Source organism: Collinsella sp. zg1085, assembly GCF_018889955.1.
GTDB lineage: Bacteria > Actinomycetota > Coriobacteriia > Coriobacteriales > Coriobacteriaceae > Collinsella.
This window is the reverse complement of sequence record NZ_CP076545.1, coordinates 850,524-875,873: the sequence shown is the minus strand read 5'-3', so window position 1 is coordinate 875,873 and position 25,350 is coordinate 850,524. Positions and strand designations below refer to the sequence as shown.

General features: G+C 48.5%; 18 protein-coding genes. 2 read left to right on the top strand and 16 right to left on the bottom strand.

Annotated elements, in window-relative coordinates; genetic code table 11:
* Positions 1–68: 68 nt before the first annotated feature.
* The 16 genes from dnaG to KPC83_RS03560 all read right to left on the bottom strand — a co-directional run bounded on the left by dnaG (position 69) and on the right by KPC83_RS03560 (position 21,987).
* A complete protein-coding gene (gene dnaG / locus KPC83_RS03635; protein WP_216277929.1) occupies positions 69–2,063 on the bottom strand; it encodes a DNA primase in 1,995 nt (664 codons plus the stop codon).
* 66 nt (positions 2,064–2,129) lie between these two features.
* Positions 2,130–3,113 carry a riboflavin biosynthesis protein RibF gene (ribF, locus tag KPC83_RS03630; RefSeq protein ID WP_216277928.1) on the bottom strand — a complete coding sequence of 328 codons (984 nt, stop codon included), beginning with the start codon at positions 3,111–3,113 and terminating at the stop codon, positions 2,130–2,132.
* A gap of 3 nt (positions 3,114–3,116) precedes the next feature.
* Positions 3,117–4,067 (bottom strand): tRNA pseudouridine(55) synthase TruB, encoded by a 951-nt coding sequence (gene truB, locus KPC83_RS03625; RefSeq protein ID WP_216277927.1) that lies wholly within the window; start codon positions 4,065–4,067, stop codon positions 3,117–3,119.
* 3 nt (positions 4,068–4,070) lie between these two features.
* Positions 4,071–5,120 (bottom strand): bifunctional oligoribonuclease/PAP phosphatase NrnA, encoded by a 1,050-nt coding sequence (locus tag KPC83_RS03620; RefSeq protein ID WP_216277926.1) that lies wholly within the window; start codon positions 5,118–5,120, stop codon positions 4,071–4,073.
* Positions 5,110–5,529, bottom strand: a complete 420-nt coding sequence (gene rbfA, locus KPC83_RS03615) for a 30S ribosome-binding factor RbfA (RefSeq protein WP_216277925.1) — start codon at positions 5,527–5,529, stop codon at positions 5,110–5,112. The genes KPC83_RS03620 and rbfA overlap by 11 nt, the downstream gene beginning before the upstream one ends.
* A 15-nt stretch (positions 5,530–5,544) precedes the next feature.
* Positions 5,545–8,214 carry a translation initiation factor IF-2 gene (gene infB, locus KPC83_RS03610; RefSeq protein WP_216277924.1) on the bottom strand — a complete coding sequence of 890 codons (2,670 nt, stop codon included), beginning with the start codon at positions 8,212–8,214 and terminating at the stop codon, positions 5,545–5,547.
* A 68-nt stretch (positions 8,215–8,282) separates the two neighbouring features.
* Positions 8,283–9,548 (bottom strand): transcription termination factor NusA, encoded by a 1,266-nt coding sequence (gene nusA / locus KPC83_RS03605; RefSeq protein ID WP_216277923.1) that lies wholly within the window; start codon positions 9,546–9,548, stop codon positions 8,283–8,285.
* Positions 9,549–9,550: 2 nt separating this feature from the next.
* Positions 9,551–10,045 carry a ribosome maturation factor RimP gene (gene rimP / locus KPC83_RS03600; RefSeq protein WP_216277922.1) on the bottom strand — a complete coding sequence of 165 codons (495 nt, stop codon included), beginning with the start codon at positions 10,043–10,045 and terminating at the stop codon, positions 9,551–9,553.
* A gap of 154 nt (positions 10,046–10,199) precedes the next feature.
* A complete protein-coding gene (leuS, locus tag KPC83_RS03595) occupies positions 10,200–12,782 on the bottom strand; it encodes a leucine--tRNA ligase (RefSeq protein WP_216277921.1) in 2,583 nt (860 codons plus the stop codon).
* A 21-nt stretch (positions 12,783–12,803) separates the two neighbouring features.
* The gene (locus KPC83_RS03590; protein ID WP_216277920.1) at positions 12,804–14,315 is read right to left on the bottom strand and encodes an IMP dehydrogenase; all 1,512 of its coding nucleotides are present in this window, start codon (positions 14,313–14,315) and stop codon (positions 12,804–12,806) included.
* Between the two features lie 146 nt (positions 14,316–14,461).
* A complete protein-coding gene (locus KPC83_RS03585) occupies positions 14,462–15,865 on the bottom strand; it encodes a glycoside hydrolase family 1 protein (protein ID WP_216279189.1) in 1,404 nt (467 codons plus the stop codon).
* Between the two features lie 24 nt (positions 15,866–15,889).
* Complete coding sequence (locus KPC83_RS03580; RefSeq protein WP_216279188.1) at positions 15,890–17,281, bottom strand: PTS transporter subunit EIIC; 1,392 nt, start codon at positions 17,279–17,281, stop codon at positions 15,890–15,892.
* Positions 17,282–17,316: 35 nt separating this feature from the next.
* Complete coding sequence (locus tag KPC83_RS03575) at positions 17,317–18,162, bottom strand: PRD domain-containing protein (RefSeq protein WP_216279187.1); 846 nt, start codon at positions 18,160–18,162, stop codon at positions 17,317–17,319.
* A gap of 388 nt (positions 18,163–18,550) precedes the next feature.
* Positions 18,551–19,618, bottom strand: a complete 1,068-nt coding sequence (locus tag KPC83_RS03570) for a PLP-dependent transferase (protein ID WP_216279186.1) — start codon at positions 19,616–19,618, stop codon at positions 18,551–18,553.
* A 64-nt stretch (positions 19,619–19,682) separates the two neighbouring features.
* A complete protein-coding gene (gene thrS / locus KPC83_RS03565; RefSeq protein ID WP_216279185.1) occupies positions 19,683–21,443 on the bottom strand; it encodes a threonine--tRNA ligase in 1,761 nt (586 codons plus the stop codon).
* Between the two features lie 112 nt (positions 21,444–21,555).
* Positions 21,556–21,987 carry a zinc ribbon domain-containing protein gene (locus tag KPC83_RS03560; protein WP_216279184.1) on the bottom strand — a complete coding sequence of 144 codons (432 nt, stop codon included), beginning with the start codon at positions 21,985–21,987 and terminating at the stop codon, positions 21,556–21,558.
* Positions 21,988–22,267: 280 nt separating this feature from the next.
* Here KPC83_RS03560 and KPC83_RS03555 point away from each other — a divergent pair, with 280 nt between their 5' ends.
* Both KPC83_RS03555 and KPC83_RS03550 read left to right on the top strand, forming a co-directional pair.
* The gene (locus KPC83_RS03555; RefSeq protein WP_216279183.1) at positions 22,268–23,359 is read left to right on the top strand and encodes an RlpA-like double-psi beta-barrel domain-containing protein; all 1,092 of its coding nucleotides are present in this window, start codon (positions 22,268–22,270) and stop codon (positions 23,357–23,359) included.
* A gap of 116 nt (positions 23,360–23,475) precedes the next feature.
* Positions 23,476–25,074: a DUF438 domain-containing protein gene (locus KPC83_RS03550; protein WP_216279182.1), complete on the top strand. Its 1,599-nt coding sequence runs from the start codon at positions 23,476–23,478 to the stop codon at positions 25,072–25,074.
* Positions 25,075–25,350 lie beyond the last annotated feature (276 nt).

The following is a 25,350-nucleotide window of genomic DNA, read 5'->3' as shown; positions in this document are numbered from 1 at the left end:
GACAACTCCCTCCATAGACATAGACCAGACACTTTAGCATATTTTTCTCTACCCTACCAGCCACGAATTTATGCAGAGGAATGAGAGGTATCTAGGTTTACTCGAAATGGGTTGGCAACACCCTCAACTGATTGTTCAAGCTCGCGCAACCGGCGTGCCTCTTGTGTTGCTTGAATGGTAAGTGTGCGTCGCTCATCAACTGAGGCCACTTGATTACTCCTGAGCTGCGCTTGAATTGATTTAAGATGGCGCTTTACGGTGTACATCTCAAGTGTATCCAGCAAAAATGCAATGGTGGTATCGGTTGGATGTGCACTCGTTGTGCCGAGTGTCCCGGTTCCTGCCAGCTCAACCACCTGAGGACAGACCAAACGAACTGCCTGCATAACGTCTGCAACCGAGCTTCCTTCAGGTGTTGCAAGCACAGCCCAGGCAATAGCCTCACTTCGCGTATCAATCCAGGTGAGGTCGCTGATTCTATGCGCAAAGGACCGAAAACTATCTGGGAATGCCGTCATGAGTGATAGTAGCTCACGCTCACATTGAAGTGAACGGCGCTCTAAATCGGATAACATCAAAGGCTGAGCCACTGCTTCTGTATATGCTTGTGCCTGAGTCTCTTGAGAGTTTTGATGAGCGTCTCTTACTTGCCCTGCCTCAGAATTCGCAATACCTGTTGCTTGCTGGCTATTCATTTGTGCTTGCGGCATGCTTTGTGCACGTGTTTGAGATGTATATTGCGCACGCTGTTCTCGTTCTTTTGCACGCGAGCGCTCTTTGTTTACCTCACGAAAAACACGGGGTGCAGCCTCTCGTACCAATGTGCTATCCACACCAATAAAATCAGCAATCTGAACATAATAGCTATCAATCAAATAACTCTCACGCAGGGGATATATGAGGCGAAGTGCCTCTTCAAGTGCATTTGCACGCCCGCCTGGTGTTGTTGTATCACTGCGTTCGCCTAGTTTGCGCAGCACAAAATCAATTAAAGGCTCTGCCGTCTCGATACGTTTCTCAAGCTCAGCCGCGTCATGTGTTTGCAAAAAATCAAAGGGGTCAAGGTTGTCTGGCAAGATAACACAGCGCAAATCCATATCACCAAGCTCAATGACATGAAGTGCACGCTCGGCAGCAGCCTGACCAGCAGCATCACCATCAAAAAGATACACAATGCGCTTTGCAAAACGATTAAGGGTTTTTACGTGATGCTCGGTGAGAGCGGTGCCCAAGGTTGCCACCACATGATGTATACCTGCCTCCCAGCAGGCAATGGCATCGGTGTAGCCCTCAACAACAATTACCTCATTTTTGGCAACTATCCCCTCTTTTGCCCAGTTAAAGCCGTAGAGGTTTTTCTTCTTATGAAACAGCGTGGTTTCAGCGGTATTGAGATACTTTGGCTCACCTGCCCCAGTAATGCGCCCACCAAAAGCAATACAATGACTCTGCTCGTCAAAGATGGGAAACATGACGCGCTCATAAAAGCGGTCAACTAAACGACGCCCACCTCGAGCGAGCGCCACGTTTGCATCAATCATTTCACGCGCACTAAAGCCTAAGCTTGTAAGATGAGAAACGAGCGCTGAGTGTCCCGGTGCATAACCAAGGTGATACCGTTTGCAAATATCTGCACCAAGACCGCGCTCGGCACAATACTGTCTCCCTGCCCCGTCTTTTCCGCGCATAAGCATGGTGTGATAAAAGGCCTGAGTTGCCTCACAAACAGCAATCAGGCGAGAGCGTTTTGTGCCACGCGGTTGCTGGTTGCCAACTTCATGAAGTTCAATTCCTGCACGCTCAGCAAGATAGTGGATAGCCTCAACAAAGCCTAGGTTTTCGCGGCGCATGATATACGAAAAAATATCTCCACCCTCACCGCAGCCAAAGCAGTGCCAAATCTGTGTTGCCGGAATAATATGAAAGCTTGGGGTCTTTTCACCATGAAACGGGCAGCAGCCCCAAAACTCATGTCCGCGTGGTTTGAGTTCAACTGTTTCTTGCACGAGCTCAACCAAGTCAGTAGCAGCACGAACACGTTCACGATCTTCGTCGGTAATCACCGCATCTGCCACCTTTCTTGTATTGAGAAAACCTTTATCTATCCTAACCCGAAGTACCTGTGTGCGCTAGTTGATGGGCGCTTCCCCATAGCTATCACGGATTGCTGTCATATCAGCTTGAACTGCATGGATAAGCTCATCAATAGAGCTAAACTTATATGAGGCACGTATACGCTCCATAAAGCAAATAGAAAGCTGCTGATTATATAAGTCACCTGAAAAGCCCAAAAGTGTTGCCTCTAAACTAGCTGAATCAGGATTATCAGCAAACATAGGAGGTACGCCAACGTTAATGGCAGCAGGCCAAATACCTTGCTGCTCAGTTAAGGCATAACCGGCATAGACACCATCTTTAGGCAACTGAATATGCGCCGCGCGAGCAATATTTGCTGTGGGAAATCCCATAGCAGTTCCTTCTCCACGGCCACGCACAACAGAGCCACGAACCACGTAATTACGACCCAAGAGACGCTCTGCTTCTTCAAGATGCCCTTCCTGCAAAGCCCGACGTATACGTGTTGAAGAAATAATGGCACCACTATCTTCAACCAGCTGATGACCAACAACAGCTATACCACGAGTGGCTCCCCAACGTTTAAGCGCATCAAGGTTAGTAGTACCCGCGCGCCCCAAACGTGCATCACGTCCAAGATGAATGCTGAGCGGATTAAGGCGAGAACCTATGACCTTATCAAAAAAAGAAACGTGGTTGAAAGCGGCAAGCTCAGGAGTAAAGCTCACCACATACACCGCATCAACCCCTGTATGGCTAAGAGCGCGCAAGCGATCGGTGGTGTCCATAAGTTTTTGAGCAGGGTTGGCAGATACAAGCTCATCTGGATCGGGCACAAAGGTCACCGCAACAGCTTTAACTCCACGATTGTGGGCATCGAGTATGGCGGCGCGCAAAAGATGTTGATGTCCAAGATGCACACCATCAAAAACACCCAGCGCAAGCACTGCGTTAATTGGTTCAGGGCTTTGAGAATCGTCAAAGAATATGACAGGAGCCCTATATTCTTGTGGTATAAAATCGTGGGAGAACTCCACGCGCTACCGACCCTCTCTCAGTCTATGTTCATCACAGCCATCTAAGGCTTGCGGAAATACCGTTTCCATAACACAGTGCTTACCATCGTATGCTGCAAGTGCATGCAGCTGGCCTGCACAGGTAAGCCCAATTCTACCCACGGGACAATCAGATAAATCGGTGAGTGAACGGCCAACATGAACATCAATGAGCTGCGCTTCATTCACATCAAAGCTTGGAATATTAAGCACAGCTAACGGATTGAGCGCATGTGTTTTAACCGTATCAACACTGAGCCTATCAAGCGAAAGCGCCACATCTAAGCTAATCGAACCTGAAGCGGTTCTTTGAAGTGCCGAGATATGAGCTGCACTCCCTAAATTGCGCCCTATGTCTCTGGCAAGTGCGCGTATGTAGGTTCCCTTACTTACGGTAAGCGCGAGCGTCCAAGTAAGTGCGTGTTCTGCTCCAGCAGGTGAGATATTGATGAGCTGAGCATCAAAAATCTCAATCGGACGTGGCGAAAGCTCAAGCTTTTCACCTTGGCGTGCTCGCCGATATGCACGCACGCCATCTATCGAGATGGCTGAGTACACCGGTGGTACCTGCTTAGATGTACCAACAAGACCAGAAACAAAGCGAGCTGCATAATCAAAACTTGAAAGCACATCAGGCACAGGAGCGCGCAGCACTACGTCACCTTCTGCATCATCTGTTGTGGTTTGTATGCCAAAGCTAATTTGTGCCACATAGCTTTTTTTGTCGAGGGTAATTTGACCAAGCAAGCGTGTAGCCTGCCCAATGCCCAAAATCATGACGCCTGTTGCCGCTGGATCGAGAGTTCCTGCGTGCCCAATACGCCGAATCGACAAGGAGCGCCGTGCATTGGCAACGACATCATGCGAACTCATATGCAGCGGTTTATCAACAGCCACCAAAGCGTTGATGGGCGAAACTACAGATTTTTTTGCCATATGCTATTCCGATACCTCAGTATCCATCAAACCGGCTTCGTCAACAAGTGCGATGAGACGAGGTAAAATGTGGACAAGTGCCTCATCGATGCTTCCAGCAAAGCTAAAACCAGCCGCCGCCGCGTGACCACCGCCCTGGAGATACCGAGCTATGGGCGATATATCAAGGCTTCCTTTACTGCGTAGGTTTCCTCGAATATTGCCGGGCTCGGTTTCTTTCAAAAAGAGGCAAACTTCGGTGCCGCCAACGGAACGAACCACATCAACAAGACCATCGCATTCGTCGAGTGATACTCCGCAAATCTCAAGGTCAGACGCATACACATAGCTATATGCAATTAATCCGTGTGCAAGCGTGCGAATGCGCCCCATCACCAGTGACTCAAGTTGAAGATACTCAAGACGCTGGCTTTGGTATACCTCAAGTGCAATGCGCGCAGGTTCTGCTCCCGCATCTACTAAGCGAGCGGCACAGGCAAAGGCAGCAGGATTGGCGTTTTGATATTGAAAACGTCCGGTATCGGTAACCAAGCCTGTCATCAAGCAGGTTGCTGCCTCAGGTGAGGGTGTTATTCCGTATGCCGCAAGCATCTCTTCAATGAGAGACGCGGTAGAAGCAGCTTCAGGAATACGTATCACATGCTCGGTAAACTCATGCTCACACGGGTGATGATCAATTGCAATAATCGAGCGCGCACGCTTGGCAACTGAGGCAGCATAGTGTAGGCGCTCAAGCGTTGGTACATCAACCGATATAAATACATCAGGCGTCTCCTCAAAGGCAGAAGCTGGAATCATATCGGCTGTACCTGCCATAAAGCGATATATTCGAGGCACCGAAGCATCATCTGCAAGTAAATTGACGATGCGCTTTAAGGGAAAGGTCTCACGCAGTGCAAGACCAAGACCAAGACCAGCGCCTAACGCATCTCCATCAGGGTTAGTATGCCCCGAAATGACGATGAGCTCAGCAGCTTCAATGAGTGACCAAGCTCGCTCCCACAGCTGAACTGTGGTCATGCGAGCTTGGGTACATGTTGAGTTAGCACTCATATGCATCAGCTGTATCTGGCGTAGTCTCGGCCTTGAGCGGGTAGCCTGCCTCGTCCTTCTCAATGTCAAGCGTTGAAGGACGTGCTTCAAGTGCTCGAGTAATTCGCTCGGCCTCATCCGTTGTTGCATCAATGCGAAAATCGAGGTCGGGCACCACGCGCCAATCAAGCGAGCGCGCTAAAAGGCTCCGTAGATGCCCTTTTGCTGAGTCGAGTGCTTCGAGCACCTCATCATATGAGGCGGGGTCAGCACTGACATATACGCGGGCATAACTCCTATCAAGGGAGACCTCAACACCGGTAATGGTAGTCAGCTCAAGACGCGGGTCTGCAATCTCAAACAACAGCAGATAACCTAACTTCTCCTGAAGTTGATGCCCTAAGCGGCGAGTGACTTGTGTTTGCTTCATCGACTCTCAGCTCCCCTACTCGGTACGAGCAACCTCAACAATCTTATATGCTTCAAGGATATCGCCCACTTTGATGTCCTGGTACTTCTCGATACCAAGACCGCATTCATAGCCAGACTTGACTACCTTTACATCGTCTTTGAAGCGACGCATGGAGCCAAAGACACCGTCGAAGATAACCACACCGTCACGCACAACGCGAACCTTGTCGTCACGTGAAATTTCTCCCTCGATAACCATGCAACCTGCAATGAGGCCAGCCTTGGGTACCCGGAAGGTATCGCGAACCTCAGCAGAACCAGTTTGAATCTCTTCTTCGGTGGGCTTGAGCATACCAATACGCGCGGCATCAATATCCTCAATTGCCTTGTAGATGATGGAGTAGGTCTTAATTTGCACCTGCTCCCGCTCAGCTAGGTCACGTGCCTTACCCTGCGGGCGTACACCAAAGCCAACAATAATGGCGTTTGAAGCAGCAGCGAGCGTAACATCGGTTTCTGAGATGGCGCCTACTGCTGAGTGAATGATGTTAATGCGAACCTCAGACTGGTCCATCTTGGCTAGTGCATCGGCAAGTGCCTCAATGGAGCCCTGAACATCAGCCTTAACCACTAGGTTAAGCTCGCTTAGTTCGTTGTTGTTCATCTCAGTAAAGAGCGTTTCTAAGGTTACGTGCTTGACCTTATTTTGCTCCTCGATACGCGCTTTGAGAGCACGTTGCTCAGCCAAATCACGGGCATCACGGTCATCTTCAAAGACACGGAACTCATCGCCTGCGCCCGGCACCGCCGAGAGACCCAAAATCTCAACAGGGTCTGATGGTGTAGCAACGCTTACCTGCTCACCACGCGGGTTGAGCATAGCACGCACACGACCCCAGCACTGACCTGCCACCAAGGCATCGCCAACATGCAGTGTACCGCGTGCAACCAAAAGGGTTGCCACCGAGCCACGACCGCGATCAAGTTTTCCTTCTAAGATATAACCAGAGGCAAAGGTATCCGGGTTAGCTTTAAGCTCGAGTACATCTGATTGCAGCAAAATGGTTTCAAGCAAATCATCAATGCCTTCACCCTGCTTAGCACTTACGTTAACAAACATGTTCTGACCGCCCCATTCCTCAGGAATGACGCCGTATTCGGTTAGTTCTTGACGAACGCGATCAGGGTTAGCATCTGGCTTATCGCATTTGTTTACCGCAACTACAATAGGTACCCCAGCTGCTTTAGAGTGGTTGATAGCCTCAACAGTTTGCGGCATAACGCCGTCATCAGCAGCAACAACCAACACAACAACGTCTGTTACCTTAGCACCACGGGCACGCATAGCCGTAAATGCCTCATGACCAGGTGTATCAACAAACGTAATAATGCGATCGTTGATTGAAACCTGCGAAGCACCGATATGCTGCGTTATGCCGCCTGCCTCAGTTGCTGTAACGCCCGTATGGCGAATTGCGTCCAAAAGCGATGTTTTGCCGTGGTCAACGTGGCCCATAACCGTAACAACAGGCGGGCGAGGCACCAAGTCATTGGGGTCATCGTAGAAGCTAAAGCTATTCTCTTCTTCGGGGCTCACAATCTTGATTTGGCGCCCCATATCATCAGCCACAAGCTCAACAAGCTCATTTGACATCGTTTGCGTCATAGTGAGCGGTGTTCCCAGCAAGAAGAGGCGCTTGATAATGTCGTTTGGATTGACATCCATAGCTTCTGCAAGCTCAGCAACCGTAATGCCTTCAGTTACACGAATTGCATCCAGCTCATCTGGTGAGAGACCTTGTGCTTTTGCCTCTTCAATCTTGCGCTCTTGCTGAGCGGCTGCAGCTTCACGCTCACGCTTCTCTTTGCGCTTTTTACGACGGCCCGTACTCTCGCGACTTGCTTCCTCAACTGCTGCGCGTGCTTCTTCAAGAACCCGCTCGCGGCTGTATTCTTCTGCCTCGCGTGCCATACGAGCATAATGGTCTTCCTCGGTATGAGCAGGTCCACGACGCTTTTTCTTGGAGGCTTTTTCTGGTGAGGGAACATCAAGACCTGCAGGAATTGCAGGTTGTGCACTGCTACGACGACGCGGGGCTGCCTCACGAGGGCTTTCGTTTTTACGCTCGTTTCGCTCACCCTTGCGTGAACGCCCGCTCTTGCGTGGCTCAGCGGACGGAGCAGGTGCTACCGTCTCTTCTTTTTCTTTAAGTGCGGCTTCTTGTGCCGCAATTTGATCGAGAAGCGAGCGGAAACGCGAACCCGAATCGCTTGCTGGAACGGCGCGGCGTTTTGCTTCAAGCTCGGCTTGACGGCGTGCTTCTTCTGCCTGGCGACGCGCCTCGGCCTCAGCAGCTGCGGCAATAGCACGGCTTGTTTCTTCTGCTGTGCGAGCAGCCTGCGACAAACGACGCTCTTCTTCACGGCGCGCTTCAGCAGCACGGCGCTCAGATTCTGCCTCGGCAGCCTTTTGCTCTTCTTCTGCACGCTCAGCCGCCGCCTCAGCTGCCTTTTGTGCCTCAACCTCTGCCGCACGTGCCTCAAGCACGGGAGCAAGCTTTTTCTTCACCATCGACACATAGGCATCTTCCAAGGTGGAAGATGCTGACTTTACGGGGATTTTCATCTCAGCGAGATAGCCCATCAATTCTTTTGACGTCATGCCAAAGTCTTTTGCGAGACTCGAAACGCGAACCTTTGCCATGTGCAATCACCTACCTCTCAAGCACACTACGTGCTCAATCTTCATCGTCAAACTTAGGCGCGATTGCGCTAAATCAGGTCCTCAACACCCAAAACATTGTCTTCGCCGCTCTCGCTCAAAGCTTCATGCACGCCGCAGAAACGTGAGCCCGGACGTGCTTGATTGCGGCAACGCACACCTGACTCAGCAATGTAGGCGCAGCGCTCAGGCTCAAGGTCGCCCTCGCTCGAATCAAGCAAATCCTGCGTTGTCTCAAGTGGCGCAGGAACATTCTTAAGAATATCTGCTGCAAGCGTTTCATTCTTAATATCGATATGCCAGCCGGTTAAACGCGCAGCAAGACGAGCGTTTTGACCTTCCTTGCCAATGGCTAAAGACAGCTGGTCATCTGGAACAATTACACCGGCATAGTTCTTTTCTTCATCAATAAGTACGCGTGAAACCTTTGCAGGCGAAAGAGCATTTGCAACATAAACCGCAGGGTCTTCATTCCACAAAATAACGTCTACGCGCTCGCCACGAAGCTCACCGACAACCGCACGTACACGACTGCCCTTAGGGCCAACGCACGCGCCCACCGGGTCAAGGCGCTCGTCAAGAGAGTGAACAGCTACCTTAGAGCGCTGTCCTGGCTCACGAGCAATAGATTTAACCTCAACCGTACCCTCATAAATCTCTGGAACTTCCTGCTCAAAGAGACGCTTAATGAGTGCTGGGTGCGTACGTGAGATAACAATTGGCGGACGACTATGCTCACCACGCACGGGAGGCAAACTCGAATTGGGGTCACGAACATCAATGATAACGGCTTTGATGCGCTGGTTGTGCATGTAGCGCTCGCCTTGAGGACGCTCATTGCGTTCAGACTCGTAACGGCGCTGATCAAAGTGTGGAAGCTCTGCCTCAACACCTTCACGAATCTTTACAATAGTGAAGTCTGTTGTAGTTTGCAGCACGGTGCCGTTAATTAAGTCGCCTACGCGCCCCGAGAACTCCTCATAGATTTGCTCGCGAGCAGAATTGCGTACAATGGCATTAATCTCAGCTTTTGCATGTTGAGCTGCGATACGCGATGTATCACGCGGCGTTACATCAATCTCTTCAAACTCAGTGAAATTGCCCTCTTCGTCCATCGAGTCATCGATAGGAATGAGCTTGTATACATAAATATGACCGGTAGCGCGATCGATGGTGACTTTAGCACCCCAGTCAAGATGCAAAATCTCGGCGTAGCTCTTAGCAAGTGACTGCTCGAGGCGGTCAATCAAATAAAGTTGATCGATGTGGCGCTCTTGACACAGTTCGAGCAATGCTTCCATCATTTCGGATGCCATAATTAGTTTCCTTCCGTTAGAGGTGTAAAGTCATATACCGGCTTCACGTTACATTTTTTAATCTCAGCATGAGCAATGCGATATTGCTCACCACTATCAGTGCTGAGCACAACTTCTTGCTCATCAGCCGCGGTAATTGTGCCTGAATAACGGCGGCGACCTTCTGTTGCTGTGGTGCTAAGCTCAACTGCTGCCCCAATATGATTCATGATATCTTGCACACGACGCAACGGACGAGCCATGCCAGGACTTGACACCTCAAGCGTATACGACGCGCTAAAGGGGTCAAGCTCTTCAACAACTGCAGCTATCCAAGCATTTTGTGCGGTCACCTCATCAAGGGTAATGGCACTACCCTCACAGGTGTCGATACGCACGCGAACACAAGGCGCCTTGGTTGCACCAACAATCTCAACATCTACAATGTCAATGTGTTGATGAACCGCTTCCACCTCCAAGGCATCAATAATGCGCGTCTCGAGTGCACTTTTTATCATGGTGAGACTTACCTTTCACGAAAAAGGAGCAGGGCCGAAACCCCACTCCTTCCACGAATTGCATAAAATACGGCGTCTAGCATACCATAGCAGGGCATAACCTGCAGGCATGACTACATGATGCACAGCATGCAGCTTGAAGCTATCATGAAATCTACACGATAAGATTGACTAAGCGCCCAGGAACACAGATGGCTTTCTTAATAGGCTTATCTTGAATCCATTTTTGCGCCGCCTGAATAGCTGCCTCGCTCATTTCATCTTGCGTAGCATCCACAGCAACCACCACATGCGCGCGAACTTTTCCTAACACTTGCACGGCAATCTCAACACCATCAGCCTGTGCCTCTGATACATCAAAGCTAGGCCAGCTCGCCTGATACACACTCTCAGTATGTCCGAGCGCTTGATGCCAAAGCTCTTCGCTTACAAAAGGACAAATCGGCGACAACATAGCAACAATATCGGTGGCTACTTGACCAATAAGGCCAGCAACAGGGTCTGTTGTCTTTTTAAGATAGCTATCAAATGCGTTGACCAGCTCCATGATGGCAGAAATAGCAGTATTAAACTGCTGACGATCAAAGTCGTTTGTGCACTTTGCTAGGGTTCGATGCCGCTCTCGATACAGGGTGAGCGCCATTTCATCAAGCGCAGCTTTGTCAAAGTCTGTGTTGCCTTGAGAAAGATAAGATGCGCGCCAAATGAGCTGCCAAACACGTTTAATAAAACGATGTGCTCCTGCAACTGCCTTTTCATCCCAGTTAAAATCTTTTTCAGGAGGCGCTATAAACAGAATGGCTAGACGCATAGTATCAGCACCTAGAGGCTCAATAACAGAGCTTGGCGGCACCACATTCCCTTTGGATTTTGACATAGTTTGACCCTCATGGTCTTTTACCATGCCTTGGCATAACAAATTTTTGAACGGCTCATCAATGCCTACGAGCCCTAAATCACGAAGTGCCTTAGTGATAAAGCGCGAATATAAGAGATGCAAAATTGCATGCTCAATGCCACCAATATAGTTATCGACTCCCATCCAATAATCAGCAAGCTCACGTGAAAACGGAAGCTCACTATTATGTGGATCACAATAGCGCAAATAATACCAGCTAGAACAGGTAAAGGTGTCCATGGTATCAGTTTCGCGGCGCGCAGCTTTTCCACAGCGCGGGCAGACCACCTCATAGAAATCTGGACGACTTGCAAGGCTCTCCCCTGCTGCAACATCGATATCCTCTGGTAAAACAACAGGTAGTTGGTCTTCTGGAACACTTACAATACCGCAGTGCTCGCAGTGAATCATAGGAATTGGATTGCCCCAATACCGCTGCCGTGAGATGAGCCAGTCGCGCAGGCGATATTGCACCGAGCGCCGACCAAGTCCAGCCTCTTCAAGATCGGCGACGATACGCTGCTCTGCCTCAGAATGTTTACCAGCCAAAAGTCCCGTATATGGACCAGATTGCACCAAGCGACCATCAGCGGTATAGGCGCTCTCCCACGTTACCTGAGAAACCCGTATATCCGCCTCATTAGCTAGCTCCTCATACAGCGGGTCATCCTCTGCAAGTACCACAGGCACAATTGGCAAATCATAGGTGCGCGCAAATTCAAAGTCGCGCTCATCGCCTGAAGGAACAGCCATAACAGCGCCGGTGCCATAGTCAGAGATAACATAGTTTGCAACCCAAACCGGAATTTTTGCACCGTTAATAGGGTTAATGACATAGCGACCGGTAAAAGCACCGCGCTTCTCCAGCTCACCCTGTGCGCGCTCAAGAGCTGAAACGTGCTTTGCCTCTTCGATGACCCGTAAAACGTCTGCCTCATAGGGGCTCCCTGCAACAAGTTCAGCTAAACCCTCATATTCTGGAGCTAACAAGAAGAAGCAGCAGCCAAACAAGGTGTCAGCGCGCGTGGTAAAAACGGTAATAATACCCTCATCACCAAGTATTGGGTTGCCATCAGCGTTGCAAAGCCTAAAGTCAAGCTCTGCACCTTCTGAGCGACCAATCCAATTTGCTTGCATATGCTTTACACGCTCAGGCCAGCCCGGCAGCTTCTCTAAATCAGCGAGAAGTTCTTCGGAATAGGCGGTAATTTTAATATACCACTGCTCAAGATCGCGCTTTTCGACCAGTGAGTCACAGCGCCAGCACCGACCCTCGCTCACCTGTTCGTTAGCGAGTACAGTCTCACAAGTGGGACACCAGTTCACGGGATTCATTTTGCGATATGCAAGACCCCGCTCATAGAGTTTCTCAAAAATCCACTGACCCCATCGATAATAATCGGGGCTACAGGTTTTAACTAAGCGATTCATATCGTAGGAAAAGCCCATGCGCCGCATGGTGGCAAGGGCTTGGTCCATATTTTTGTAGGTCCATGCAGCTGCTTGAGTTTTATGTTTGATAGCCGCATTTTCTGCAGGCAAACCAAAGGCATCAAAACCAATGGGATGCAATACGTCAAAGCCACGCATATGCGCTTGGCGCGCCATGGCGTCTCCGATGGTGTAGTTGCGCGCATGACCCATATGTAAATCGCCCGAGGGATAGGGAAACATCTCAAGAATATATTTCTTAGGGCGATCACGGTGATTAGTTGCCTCAAAGAGATGCTCTTGCTCCCACGCATGCACCCAAGCCGGTTCTATAAGCTGAGGCTGATATTCAGGAATTTCAGGCAGCGATGATGAACTCAACGCATGCTGAGTATGGTTTTGACACATAGTAGGCTCCTCAAGCAACTCTTACTGGAATACAACCGTTTGATTGGTGTCTTTTACCACAACATCGTGGGCACCACCCTCGACAATAGAGGTCGCAGATACCAAGGTAAGTCGTGCCTTATCTTGAAGCTCTTTAATGGATAGGGCGCCACAATTGCACATAGTTGATGTCACCTTATAGAGCGTGTTACCTACCCCATCTTTCAAAGAACCTGCGTAAGGAACGTAAGAATCAACACCCTCAACAAAAGATAACTTAGCGGCGCCACCAATATCATAGCGCTGCCAATTTCTAGCACGTGCTGAGCCTTCACCCCAGTATTCTTTCATATACTGACCGTTAATATTAACCCTGCTTGTAGGGCTTTCATCAAAGCGTGCAAAGTAACGACCAAGCATCATAAAGTCAGCGCCCATAGCCAGTGCAAGCGTCATGTGGTAGTCATACACAATGCCACCATCAGAGCATACAGGCACATAGATACCTGTTTCTTCAAAGTATTCATCGCGCGCACGGCATACATCAATAAGCGCCGTTGCTTGCCCGCGGCCTATTCCTTTTGTTTCACGCGTAATACAAATAGAGCCGCCACCAATGCCTACCTTGACAAAGTCAGCACCGCAATCTGCTAAAAAGCGAAAACCCTCAGCGTCAACAACATTACCGGCTCCTACCTTAACGGTATCGCCATAGTTCGAGCGAATCCACTCAATAGTGAGTTTTTGCCACTCAGAAAAACCTTCAGAAGAGTCAATACAGAGCACATCAGCGCCTGCATCAATGAGTAGAGGCACACGGGTCTCATAATCGCGCGTGTTGATGCCAGCGCCTACCATATAGCGCTTGTTTTCGTCTAAAAGCTCGAGCGGATTTGTTTTGTGGCTATCGTAGTCTTTTCTAAATACCATGCCAATAAGATGGTCTTTATCATCAACTACCGGCAGCGCGTTTAGTTTTTTATCCCAAATGATGTCGTTTGCGATTTTGAGCGAAATATCCTTGTCGCCAACAATAAGATCAGCGCGTGGTGTCATAAAGGTAGCAACCAACATCTTGGGGTCATCGCGGCTGGGGCGATAATCGCGGCTGGTCACAATACCTAACAGGCGACCATGCGCCGTACCGTCTTCGGTAACAGGCATCGTTGAGTGACCTGTTTGCTTCTTGAGCTCAATAACCTGCTCCATGGTCATATCGGGTGTCAAGGTTGAGTCTGACTCAACAAAACCTGCCTTATGGTCTTTGACTGCCTTGACCATAGCTGCCTCAGCCTCAGGCGTTTGAGAGCCATAGATAAACGCTAGGCCGCCCTCGGTAGCAAGCGCAACACCCATATCAACACCAGAAACTGACTGCATAATGGCTGAAACCATAGGGATATTGAGCGAGATAGCAGGCTCTTCACCGCGCTTAAAGCGTGTGAGTGGTGTTTTTAGCGAAACATTGTGAGGCACACATTCTGAAGACGAATAGCCGGGCACCAACAAATACTCTGAAAAGGTGTGGGATTCACCAGGAAAGAATGTGGCCATGAGACTCCTTTTGACTTGAGGGTACAAATAATAAGCATTGTAGCTCAGGTCATTGTAACGTAGACAGCCGCACCCTGATACCTTTAGATGCGGCCGTCATGCGATTAACGTGTTTGCATATGAGTATGCACAGAACACACAGAAGACTAACTCAAATCTGCTCCATTTGAAGCAATAACCTTTTTATACCAATAGAAACTATCCTTGCGCGAGCGCTCAAAACTACCTTTGCCTTCATCATCTACATCAACGTAGATAAAGCCGTAGCGCTTCTTCATTTCACCGGTACCTGCCGAGACCAAATCGATGCAGCCCCAGGTGGTGTAACCCATAAGTTCTACGCCATCAATATCAATGGCATCCCCCATAGCCTGAATGTGCTCACGTAGGTAGTCAATGCGATATTGATCGTGTATTGACCCATCGGCTTCCACAGTGTCATACATACCTAAACCATTTTCAACAACCATCAAGGGAATTTGATAGCGGTCATAAAACAGATTTAAGATATAGCGTAATCCATACGGGTCAATAGCCCAGCCCCAAGGAGATTCTTTGAGGTAGGGGTTCGTATAGCCCGTATTAAAGGTTCCTACGTTAAGCCCTGCATCCTTTGTCTTTTTGCCGCATACCAAGGTGAAGTAGTAACTAAAGGAGAGAAAGTCAACGGTGCCCGCACGAAGAATCTCATCGTCTCCTGGCTCCTGCGGCAAAACAATACCCGTGCGCTCAAACTCACGCAGTTTATAGCGAGGATAGTATCCTCGGCACATAACATCAGGATAAAACAGCATGGAGCGCATAAAGTCTTCGTTTGCTTCAATATCTTTTGGGTCACAGCTTGCCGGATACGAAACCACGCCGGCATACATCATGCCAACCTTGTTTTCTGGGTCAATTTCGTGCGCACGTTTAACCGCAAGAGCACTAGCTAAGAACTGATGATAGGCAGCTGTCATACGTGCCTGCTCATCTGACTCAAGAGGAAGCCCGCCTGCCAGCCAAGGAGAAATTGACATGCAATTAATCTCGTTAAAGGTAAGCCAGTAGCGCACTTTTCCCTTATAGCGCGTAAAGACTGTTTCGCAATAGCGCAAGAAAAAGTCAATGACGCGACGATTGGTCCAAGAACCATATGCTTGAAGCCCGAGCGGAGTCTCATAGTGACTGAGCGTTACGAGCGGTTCAATGCCGTATTTTTGACACTCGTCAAAGACAGCATCATAGTGCGCAAGACCTGCCTCATTAGGCTCTTCTTCATCGCCGTTAGGAAAAATACGCGCCCAGTTAATAGACATGCGATAGGTTTTGAAACCCATTTCGGCAAACAGTGCAATATCTTCCTTAAAGCGATTATAGTGGTCAATGGCCACATGACTAGGGTAATAAGAACCCTCGAGCACACCATCGGTAATGCGGCGTGGCGTATCTTTGTCACCTCCGAGCATTACATCTGCGGTAGACAAACCCTTACCATCGCTTACATAGGCGCCTTCACACTGATTTGCTGCGGTAGCACCGCCCCACAAGAAGTTTTTTGGGAAAGTCATAACATTCCTCTTTCTTAGCGAGCTTTAAGCAGCCTGCTCAGTAGCTTCGGGCTTATAGAGCACAAAGGTTGCAATTGCCGCTACGATTGCACCAACAACAATGCCGGCAACCATCCACAAAAGATTTGAAATATCTCCGCCAAGATAAACCGGAAGACCACCGAGCAATCCTGTGCTGCCTGTCATAGCGTGTGCAGCAGCGCGGCCAAAACCAGCGACAAGCGCACCAGCAAAGGTACCAATCATAGCGCCATACATAGGCGTCTTAAAGCGGAGATTGATGCCAAACATACCTGGCTCAGTAACGCCGCCTATAATTGCTGTTACTGCGCAAGAAAACGCGGTTGAACGAAGGTTTGCATCTTTGTTCTTAAGACCAACAACCACTGCAGCAACACCTTGATTGATATTTGAAATGATGCTGCCGGTAAACACAACGTATTCTGCACCTTGTGCCAAGGCATCAAGTGCATAGGGAGTTAGCGCGTGATGCATGCCCGTCATAACAAGCCAAGGCCACAGAGCGCCAAAGATAGCAACACCAAAAGCTCCAGTAGTAGAGTAAAGGAAAATAATTGCTTGGGAGAGATAGGTTCCAAGATAGCTACCAAGCGGAGCTAAAACACAGAGTGCCAGTGGAACCATAACGACCAAGGTAGCAAATGGTTCAACGATAGAACGAACGGAATCTGGTGAGATACGCGCAAAGAAACGCTCAACCGGAGCCATAACAGCACATATCAGAATAATGGGAATAACGCTGCTGCTATATGTTGCTCCAAAGATTGGCAGACCAAAGATGTTGAGTGCTGTGCCTTCAGAAACCGCAGCGCTAAATGAGGGATGCACCAAAATACCACCCATGAGCATGCCAAGTGCAAAATTTGCACCAAACTTCTTTGCTGCAACACCACCTATGTAGATTGGCAAGAAATAAAAGCCTGCGTCACCCACAAAGGTAAGTACGGTTCCTGTAGGAGAATCTGCTGCGAGCACGTTAAATTGAGTCAACAGCAATAAGACAATCTTTACAAATCCAGCGCCAATTAAAACCGGAATCAGCGGAGTAATGCTACCCGCAATTGCATCAAAAACCGTTGATAGGGAGAAGCGCTTTTTAGTAGCCTGCTCTGGCTCAGCCACCGCTTCTTGTCTTTCGAGGTCATGCATCTTAACAATGAGGTTATAGGCGTCTTCAACAGCCTGACCAATAATGACCTGAAATTGTTCTCCACTCCATTGGCTTGCTAGTACACCGGGAAGTGCATCTACCTTTTCAGGCTCCACCAAGCTTTTATCTTTCACCACAAAGCGAAGTCGTGTTACGCAACGCGAAAAATAACTAATGTTTTCTTTGCCACCAACTGCATCAACGATGTGCTCAGCGAGCTCATGGTAGCGTTCTGTCTTTGCCATGAACAGTCCTTTCGGCATGTGCACAAAAGCATGTCTTAGCTTTTATGCGCCCCTTTACTACACACTCTGATCACATGTACTACGAGATAGAACTTCTCATCCTCTGAAAGCTCAGCATCTGCCCAAGTTTGAGCAATATGCTCAGCAATCTTGCGCACGCAGGCAAAACCTTCAGGGTATTCGTTCTCCAGATTTGCATAGCCTTGCATCAGTGAATCATCGAGCAACTGTTTATTGTGCAGTCGCTCAAATAGATACCGAACATGCGTGGCATATCGAGCAAAGGCAAAGCTTGAGCGATCAAGGCGAATACCAAATTCATCCTCGATAATCTCAATGATGTCCTCAAACATCTCTTCGTCTTCTTGCGCACGAGCAGATGCGGTATCTTCTGGCTCACTGATACGGGCATTTACCACATTCATGGCGATTGCTGCTGCCTCATCTTGTGGGAGTGCTACATGAAATTCGCGTCTAATCTGTCGCACGAGGTGCGTACCAATACGAAATTCAACAGGATAGGTATGCTCAACATCCAAAGCCAGCGGCATACGTACATGAATGCCTTGATTCACCCGTTTTAGAGCAAAAGCAATGTGATCTGCAAGGAGAAATACAAGATTAGGACTGAGCTGATATGGCACAAGGCCACGGATATGATCTGCGCGCTCAGCAACAAAGCCTAACACCTCTTGAGGCAAGTCATTGATGGCTGAGAGATAGCGCGAATCCACGTTATAAAACGTTCGCTCAATCTCATGCAGTGCAAGATCTTTCGGCATCTCGCCAAAGCCAATGCCTCGTCCCATAGCAAGCAGTTCTTTACCGTCGCCATCGATACAGACACAAACATTGTTGTTGATGCGCCGAATAGCCCTCATCTAAGCGTTCCTCCTTATCTGTAGTCCTCTGTACTTTCCCCAAACGTTTCTCTACGATCGCTTAAGAAAAAAACTCCTTAAAGCAACCTATCAGCACCGCCTGTGCAATACTGAGTTTGGTCATGCCTCAAGGAGTAACATTCCAGGGAAATATGTACTTGTGAACCAGTCGCCGGTCATGCCCAACAAAAAGGTTACATTCCGAACTAGAACTAGTATATACAATTTTCAACACTTCGCCACCCTTATACACAAAAAGGGTTAAGTTTTTTATAAACATCTGTGAGTCGTGCTGGATACAGAGCGACGTATAAAACCCTTGACATACGACAAGGGAGCGAATCAAGGAAAAGAAAACTCTCTTACAACGTAGGGTTGAACTTGTTATTTAATCAACCACACGAAGTGATTTTTCAAACAGTTCAATCATGTCAAGTGCGTCTTCGGTACCACAAGAAAGGAGTAAGTGAGGCTGGCTACTATCGGCAGTGCCTTGAACTAGTTCGAGTCGAGTGTGTTCTGCAGATGCGTCAAGTTGGCTGATACCCAAACACAAATTCTCTGCCAAACAGCCCGGTTCAAGACCATCTCCTAATTGCAGTGCAATGAGTGGACCTGCTCCGTGTTCGAGCACTCTGCCCACGTGTCCCCTATCTGGGTGGTGCTCAAGTCCGGGGAATATGGTTTTGTTTATTTGTGGGTGACAATCGAGGTAGGCAGCAAGCGTGCGTGCAAGGTCAAAGCGTTGTTGCGCGTGTTCGCGTGTATGTGCAGTGGCAGTTTTTTTCACGTGAGCATCAAACGCACGTTCTTCATGCGACGCTTCTACAGCATCGCCTAAACGCATGTTTAAGAGTCGATACGCTGTCTCAGCTAAAAGGTCTTCGTGTTGTTTTTTACCGCGCCCACGCTTGGTATGAGGAACAGATACCATAACAAGATGAAGTGCTTGCTGCGCCTCACATATACCTAACTGCTCAAACACCATATGGGCACCGAGCCGTAATGCCGGTGCGCCATAAGAGCCTATACGACTAATATCAACCAGCAATAGTGCGCCACACTCTCGCGCGGCAGTGGCAAAGCTTGTAATATCGGGTACCCGAAGGTCAGGTATGCTCAACGCATCAAGCATCCAGAAAACGTGCTCTGGACCCTGTCCTGGTGTATGGGCATATGACGCAGGACTTCCCTCAGTCAGAGTACGTCTAGTAGAAACAGAAGCCAAACAAAATGCTTCTGCGCTCACCTCGTGCGCAGCGCATACGCAAGACTCACCGAGTACTTGTTGATAGCGTGATAGGGCGTCCTTACCATATACCACCAGCTTATCAGCTGAGCTAAGCAAGCCCAGCTTGGCAAGAGCATCTGCCGTACTACCAGCAGATACAAACCAGCTTGCACGTGTCTGGCTCTCCTGTATATGATGAGCAATGAGTGCCTCAAAGCAATTCATTAACATATCTCCTTGCAAACACCCAATAATGCAACAAGTACCTCAAACCCTGTCCCGCACGAGTTTAGCGGCGCTCAGCAATCTCCTGAGTAATGTCAGCGATAAAGGCGGCTAAATCTGACTGGTGCGTTTCGTTGGTACGGTCGCGAACCGAAATGTTTTGAGCTTCAATTTCTTGCTCGCCCAAAATCAGCATATATGGAACGCGATCAATACTGCGTGCCTCACGAATCTTATAGCCAATTTTTTCATCGCGCTCATCAAGCTTTACGCGAATACCCGCCTCACGCAGAGCTGAGCTAACCTCACGAGCATAGCTGCGTGTCTTTTCAGAAACCGGTAGCACTTTTACCTGACAAGGTGAGAGCCATGTGGGGAATTTACCTGCATATTGCTCAGTGAGCATACCAATAAAGCGCTCGAATGAGCCGAAACCTGCACGGTGAATCAAAATAGGCTGCTTCTTTTGACCATCAGAGTCAACGTATTCAAGCTCAAAGTTGTGCGGCAGCTGGAAGTCAAGCTGAATGGTGCCGCACTGCCAGGTACGACCCAAGCAATCTTGCAGATGGAAGTCAATCTTTGGACCATAAAAAGCGCCATCACCGGGGTTTACACGATAATCAAGACCCATTGAGTCAAGTGCGCTCTTAAGACCTTCCTCGGCACGTGCCCAGTCTTCATCAGAGCCCATAGAATCCTCAGGGCGCGTTGAAAGCTCAACACGATAGGGGAACCCAAATTGTGCATAGTAGGCTGTGATTAACTGCGCGGTATCTGTTACCTGCTCGATAATTTGATCGGGTCGAATAAAAAGATGTGCATCATCTTGTGTGAACTCACGTACACGGAACAAGCCATGAAGAGCACCTTTGAGCTCATGGCGATGGTCAAGACCAGCCTCAGCCAACTTTAAGGGCAAATCTCGGTAGCTGCGTGGACGATTCTTATAAATAAGACAAGCACCCGGGCAGTTCATGGGCTTTACAGCAAAATCTTCCTCATCAATGAGGGTGGTATACATATTGTCTTTATAGTGGTCCCAGTGCCCTGAGGTTTCCCAAAGTGAGCGCGACAAAATAACGGGAGTTTGCACCTGCTCGTAGCCGTATTTTTCTTGCATTTCCTGCCAATACTGCATCAGTGCATTGCGTACCCGCATGCCATTGGGCAGCCAAAATGGAAAACCCGGACCTGCGTCACTCATCATAAACAGTTCCATTTCGCGACCAATCTTTCGATGGTCGCGTTTTTCCGCCTCGGCAAGCATGCGCTCATGCTCAGCAAGTTCGTCTTTGGTGGCAAATGCTGTTCCACTTACACGTGTCAGCATTTTATTGTTGGCGTCTGCTTTCCAATATGCACCCGATATGCCCGTCAGCTTAAAGGCTTTCAACGCCTTGGTATACAGAAGATGAGGACCGGTACACATGTCTATGTAGTCACCCTGCTGAAAAAAGGTAATACGAGCGTCCAGGTCTAAATCATCAATATGCTCAACCTTATATTTCTCACCGCGCTCCTGCATAAGGGCAATTGCCTCTTCACGAGGAAGCTCAAAGGTTTGAAACTTCAAGTTTTCTTTAACGATTTTTTTCATCTCTGCCTCTATAACTGGCAAATCTTCGTCAGTTATTTTTGCAGCGCCTGGGTCTACATCGTAATAAAAACCCTGTTCATTGGCAGGTCCATATGCAAAGGTGGCATCGGGATACAAACGCTTAATAGCCTGAGCTAAAATATGCGCCGCTGAATGTCTCAAAACATGCAGCGATTCTTCTGCGCCTACCTCAGCAACGTTGCCATCATTAAAAAGTGCTTTCATCGTCATATGACCTTTCTAAAAAAGTATGCAATACGGTAGAGAAACCCGTCTTTTCACCGAGGCAAAAAGACGGGTTAACGAGCATGACAGAAGCTTAAAATCTCCGACATGCTTATTGGATATGCGTTCGGCAATACGGACAAACCTTCCAATGAGCGTCAAGCGGTTTTTGACAACTCGGGCAGACATTGCGAACCTGCGTATTGCAAACAGGACACACAATAAAGTCCTTTTCAATGGGACCATTACACGCTGGACAGCTTCCATACTGCAACAACTCACGCTCACGGAGTGCCACGTCAAGCTCTTGCTCGGCGCGGTCGGCCGCATATGAGTTTGGACGCAAAACCAGATATGCCACCAGTCCAACGCAAGGTATAAGCGCTACGATTGCCCATAGTGCCCATGCCTGCGCGCCACGACGACGCGCGTCAATTACTACGTAGGCAACTGAAAGCGCATACAGGGCGACCAAAAAGGCTATAAACAAATACACAACAGCCATGAGCTGCGGTGACATAAGCTCAGATAGGTACTTCGACATAAAGAAACCCCTTCGGTCAGTGATAGTCTTGAAGAATTGTATACCGATAGTGTGGAAATTGTGACATAAGTCACGCTATGAACATAATGACTGATTCATGAAAGCTTTAAGCTCAACATGAACTTGAGTATTTCTCAGGTAGTATAGTGAACAATTCTGCGATACCGAGCCGCTCAACCTTGGCTTGAGGAGCGATATAAGCTTTATGCGTGTCTTGTGTACAACTCAAACGCCGTGCGAACATTCAATACGAACGTTTAGCACGCTTTTATGCCTAAGCATGTTTCTTGGGTGTCTATGCCCCTTCGGTCATATTGCGCCAGCTTTTGCAGCTCCCGTATCTGTTGGACAAGATGTTAATGCGCTTGTCGATGAAATCCAGAGCGCAACAAAACAGGTACAAACAGCACTTGATGAGGTTCATCAACTACAAACAGATATTGATATACTTGCTACCGAGATACTAACACTTGAAGAACAAACATTGCCTGCTCAGCGTAAGCAAGCTCTACAATCTACCCGTGATGAATATAAAATGAGACACAGTTCAATCAATATTTTAGTAGCCCTTCTGAGCCTAGATTCGTTTGCAAGTCTAACAAACTTGGCTAAGTATCTCGCGGTTATTCAGAGTAAGCATGTTTCTGAGCTTGATATACTCAAGCAAACAAAGACCGAGCTTGAAGAAAAACTACAACAGCTGAGTACGGCAAAAGACAAGGCTATATCTAAGCAAAACGAAGCATCACGCTCACTTAAACGTGCTCAGACCGCCCATGATGAGCTGCTTCGACGTGCAAAATCTTCTAATGAGCCTGAGGCAGTAGCAGCAGGTGAGGCGCGTGAGCAGGTAGCAGAGCATATACGTGCGGCTGAACAAGAACTCGCAGCTACGAATGCAAGCACCAATGTCCAAAATCCTGAAACTAACTCTCAAAACACCAGCGCTACAACAAGTCCCAATACCACCACAAACGAGCATGCCACTAACAACCAGCCATCTCATGATTCAAATTCACCAAGCTCTAGCACAGAGACATCAATTAGCAGCTCAGCGACAGAATCTAGCTCTCAAGACGCACGGGGTTGGAAAACAGGTATTGCATCCTACTATGGCATAGATGATGGCTTTTTAGGCGAAACCACCGCCAACGGCTCAATTGTTACCGAGTCGTCCATGGGTATCGCCATGTTGGGGGTACCGTTTGGCACTCGTGTTGAAATTACATATCGGGGTGTCTCTGTTATTGCCGTAGTTAACGATCGCGGTCCTTATGTAGATGGTCGCGTTATCGATATGCAGCCTGCGGTTGCACGTGCGCTTGGGTTTTTATCAGTTGGTGTAGATAGAGTTTCGTATAGGTTCTTATAACGAATTGTGCACCAAATATGATGCTTCTGTTTTGTTGTAACTACAACAGTTAGTTATGTTGTACTTCGCTATAGTTCGGCGCTAAGACAATATTTCCTATCAAGAAAGGGCTTAGTATGGCAGGTAAAACTATCAATTTAGATGAATCGGTCTATAGCATTTCTAAAGCATATCCAGAAATTATTGAACTTATGGCAAAGCTTGGCTTTACAGAGATTACGCTTCCTGGGCGCTTAGCAACAATGGGGCGTTTTATGACGATTCCACAGGGCTGTGAGTTCAAAAAGATTGACCTTGCAGATGTTGTACGGGCATTTCGAGCAGCGGGGTTTGAGGTAGAGGGCAGCAATCTCCCTGAGGCGCTCAAAGAAAGGGCAGATGCGAGCACCGAGGATTCAAATCAGATTGCCCGCACACCCGAAGAGCGTCAGAAATTGCTTCGTTCTTTCTTAGAGCGCCTTGGCAATGGTGAGAGTGTTGAAGACGTGCAAGAAGACTTCCGACGTAATTTTGAATCAGTTTCGGGTTCAGAAATTGCCGCAGCTGAGCAAGCTCTCATGGCGAGTGGTGTAGCAATTGAAGAGGTGCAACGCTTATGTGATGTACATGCAACTCTGTTTGAGGGAGGTATTGCATGTGCCGTACCCCAAGGTGAAGCCGGTGAGACTCCGGGACATCCGGTACAGCTTATGCTGCTTGAAAACAAAGCTATTGCTGAGTTTTTACAAGAACTTGAAGAGCATCTTGAGCTCGCAGCAAAGCTTCCTGAAGATATGAAGGCAAAGTCGGTTGCCACACTTCTTTATGGGGACCTAGACCGATATGCTCAGGTATTTACTCACTACAAACGCAAAGAAGAGCTGTTATTCCCCCATCTTGAGCAGCACAACATTATGGGTCCGTCAAGCGTTATGTGGGGCAAGGACGACGAAATCCGAGACCAAGTAAAGCTTGCCCGTGAGCGACTTGATTGGGCAGGCGCTGCGGTGCATGCACTTGTTTTGCGTGAGGTAGCAGAAATTCTTAAGAAAGCTGCAATCGACACGCGCTCTATGATTGATAAAGAAGAGCAAGTTCTTATTCCGCTTGCACTTGAAAATTTAAGTGCAACTGAGTGGACACAAATTGCTGCTGATGGGCCTGAGATTGGCTATGCCTTTATTGAGAAGCCAGTTATCTGGCGAGCAGATGCGCTTGAGCTTGCCAACGATCGCATTCGCGCGTTAAAGCTTAATAATGAACTCGAACGTGTTGAGGATACAACTAACGCTAGTTCTACAACCGAGGATAGTGCACCCGAGTCTGAGCAGCTCATTAAGCTGTCTACGGGAAGTTTTACGGTCGCACAGCTTGAAGCAGTGCTTAATACTATTCCGCTTGATATGACCTTTGTTGATAGCGAGGACAAGACACGGTATTTCTCACATGGCGATACCCGCGCTTTCCCTCGTCCCATGAGCTGTCTCGGGCGTGATGTTTATGCATGTCACCCGCCTAAGAGCCAAGAAATGGTTCGTATGATTTTTGAAAACTTCAAGAGCGGTGAAAGCGATTCTTTCGACTTTTGGTTTCATAGAGGTGATGCGTTCTTGTATGTTCGCTATTTTGCAGTCCGCGATGCTGAGGGTAACTACCTCGGTGCCCTAGAAACAACTCAAGATATTGCTGAAATACGCTCTCTTGAGGGTGAGAATCGACGCGGCTCAGATAAATAGACTGCCATGGCGTTTAGCGCAAGGGAAAGCCCTCTCCCCCGCGTTAAACGCCGCCAGTTGGAAACACTACGTGAGCTACGTTAGAAAAAGCAGTTTTATTATTTGTAAACGTACGACTCACAGCACTACTCGCGTGGATTACCCGTTTTGACAGAAATGGGCAATTTGGCACTATATTCTGACAAAAACGGGCAATGTGGCAATAAACCCCCTATCGGTATAAAAACATCAGTTCATCTACCTGCTGTTTTATAAAGAACTTATCGACCCACGGGG

Coding starts and splice junctions, on each gene's coding strand:
- truB (WP_216277927.1), bottom strand. CDS start 4,067: ATGGCAAAAAAATCTGTAGTTTCGCCCATCAACGCTTTGGTGGCTGTT.
- KPC83_RS03620 (WP_216277926.1), bottom strand. CDS start 5,120: ATGAGTGCTAACTCAACATGTACCCAAGCTCGCATGACCACAGTTCAG.
- rbfA (WP_216277925.1), bottom strand. CDS start 5,529: ATGAAGCAAACACAAGTCACTCGCCGCTTAGGGCATCAACTTCAGGAG.
- infB (WP_216277924.1), bottom strand. CDS start 8,214: ATGGCAAAGGTTCGCGTTTCGAGTCTCGCAAAAGACTTTGGCATGACG.
- nusA (WP_216277923.1), bottom strand. CDS start 9,548: ATGGCATCCGAAATGATGGAAGCATTGCTCGAACTGTGTCAAGAGCGC.
- rimP (WP_216277922.1), bottom strand. CDS start 10,045: ATGATAAAAAGTGCACTCGAGACGCGCATTATTGATGCCTTGGAGGTG.
- leuS (WP_216277921.1), bottom strand. CDS start 12,782: ATGTGTCAAAACCATACTCAGCATGCGTTGAGTTCATCATCGCTGCCT.
- KPC83_RS03590 (WP_216277920.1), bottom strand. CDS start 14,315: ATGGCCACATTCTTTCCTGGTGAATCCCACACCTTTTCAGAGTATTTG.
- KPC83_RS03585 (WP_216279189.1), bottom strand. CDS start 15,865: ATGACTTTCCCAAAAAACTTCTTGTGGGGCGGTGCTACCGCAGCAAAT.
- KPC83_RS03580 (WP_216279188.1), bottom strand. CDS start 17,281: ATGGCAAAGACAGAACGCTACCATGAGCTCGCTGAGCACATCGTTGAT.
- KPC83_RS03575 (WP_216279187.1), bottom strand. CDS start 18,162: ATGAGGGCTATTCGGCGCATCAACAACAATGTTTGTGTCTGTATCGAT.
- KPC83_RS03570 (WP_216279186.1), bottom strand. CDS start 19,618: ATGAATTGCTTTGAGGCACTCATTGCTCATCATATACAGGAGAGCCAG.
- thrS (WP_216279185.1), bottom strand. CDS start 21,443: ATGAAAGCACTTTTTAATGATGGCAACGTTGCTGAGGTAGGCGCAGAA.
- KPC83_RS03560 (WP_216279184.1), bottom strand. CDS start 21,987: ATGTCGAAGTACCTATCTGAGCTTATGTCACCGCAGCTCATGGCTGTT.
- KPC83_RS03555 (WP_216279183.1), top strand. CDS start 22,268: ATGTTTCTTGGGTGTCTATGCCCCTTCGGTCATATTGCGCCAGCTTTT.
- KPC83_RS03550 (WP_216279182.1), top strand. CDS start 23,476: ATGGCAGGTAAAACTATCAATTTAGATGAATCGGTCTATAGCATTTCT.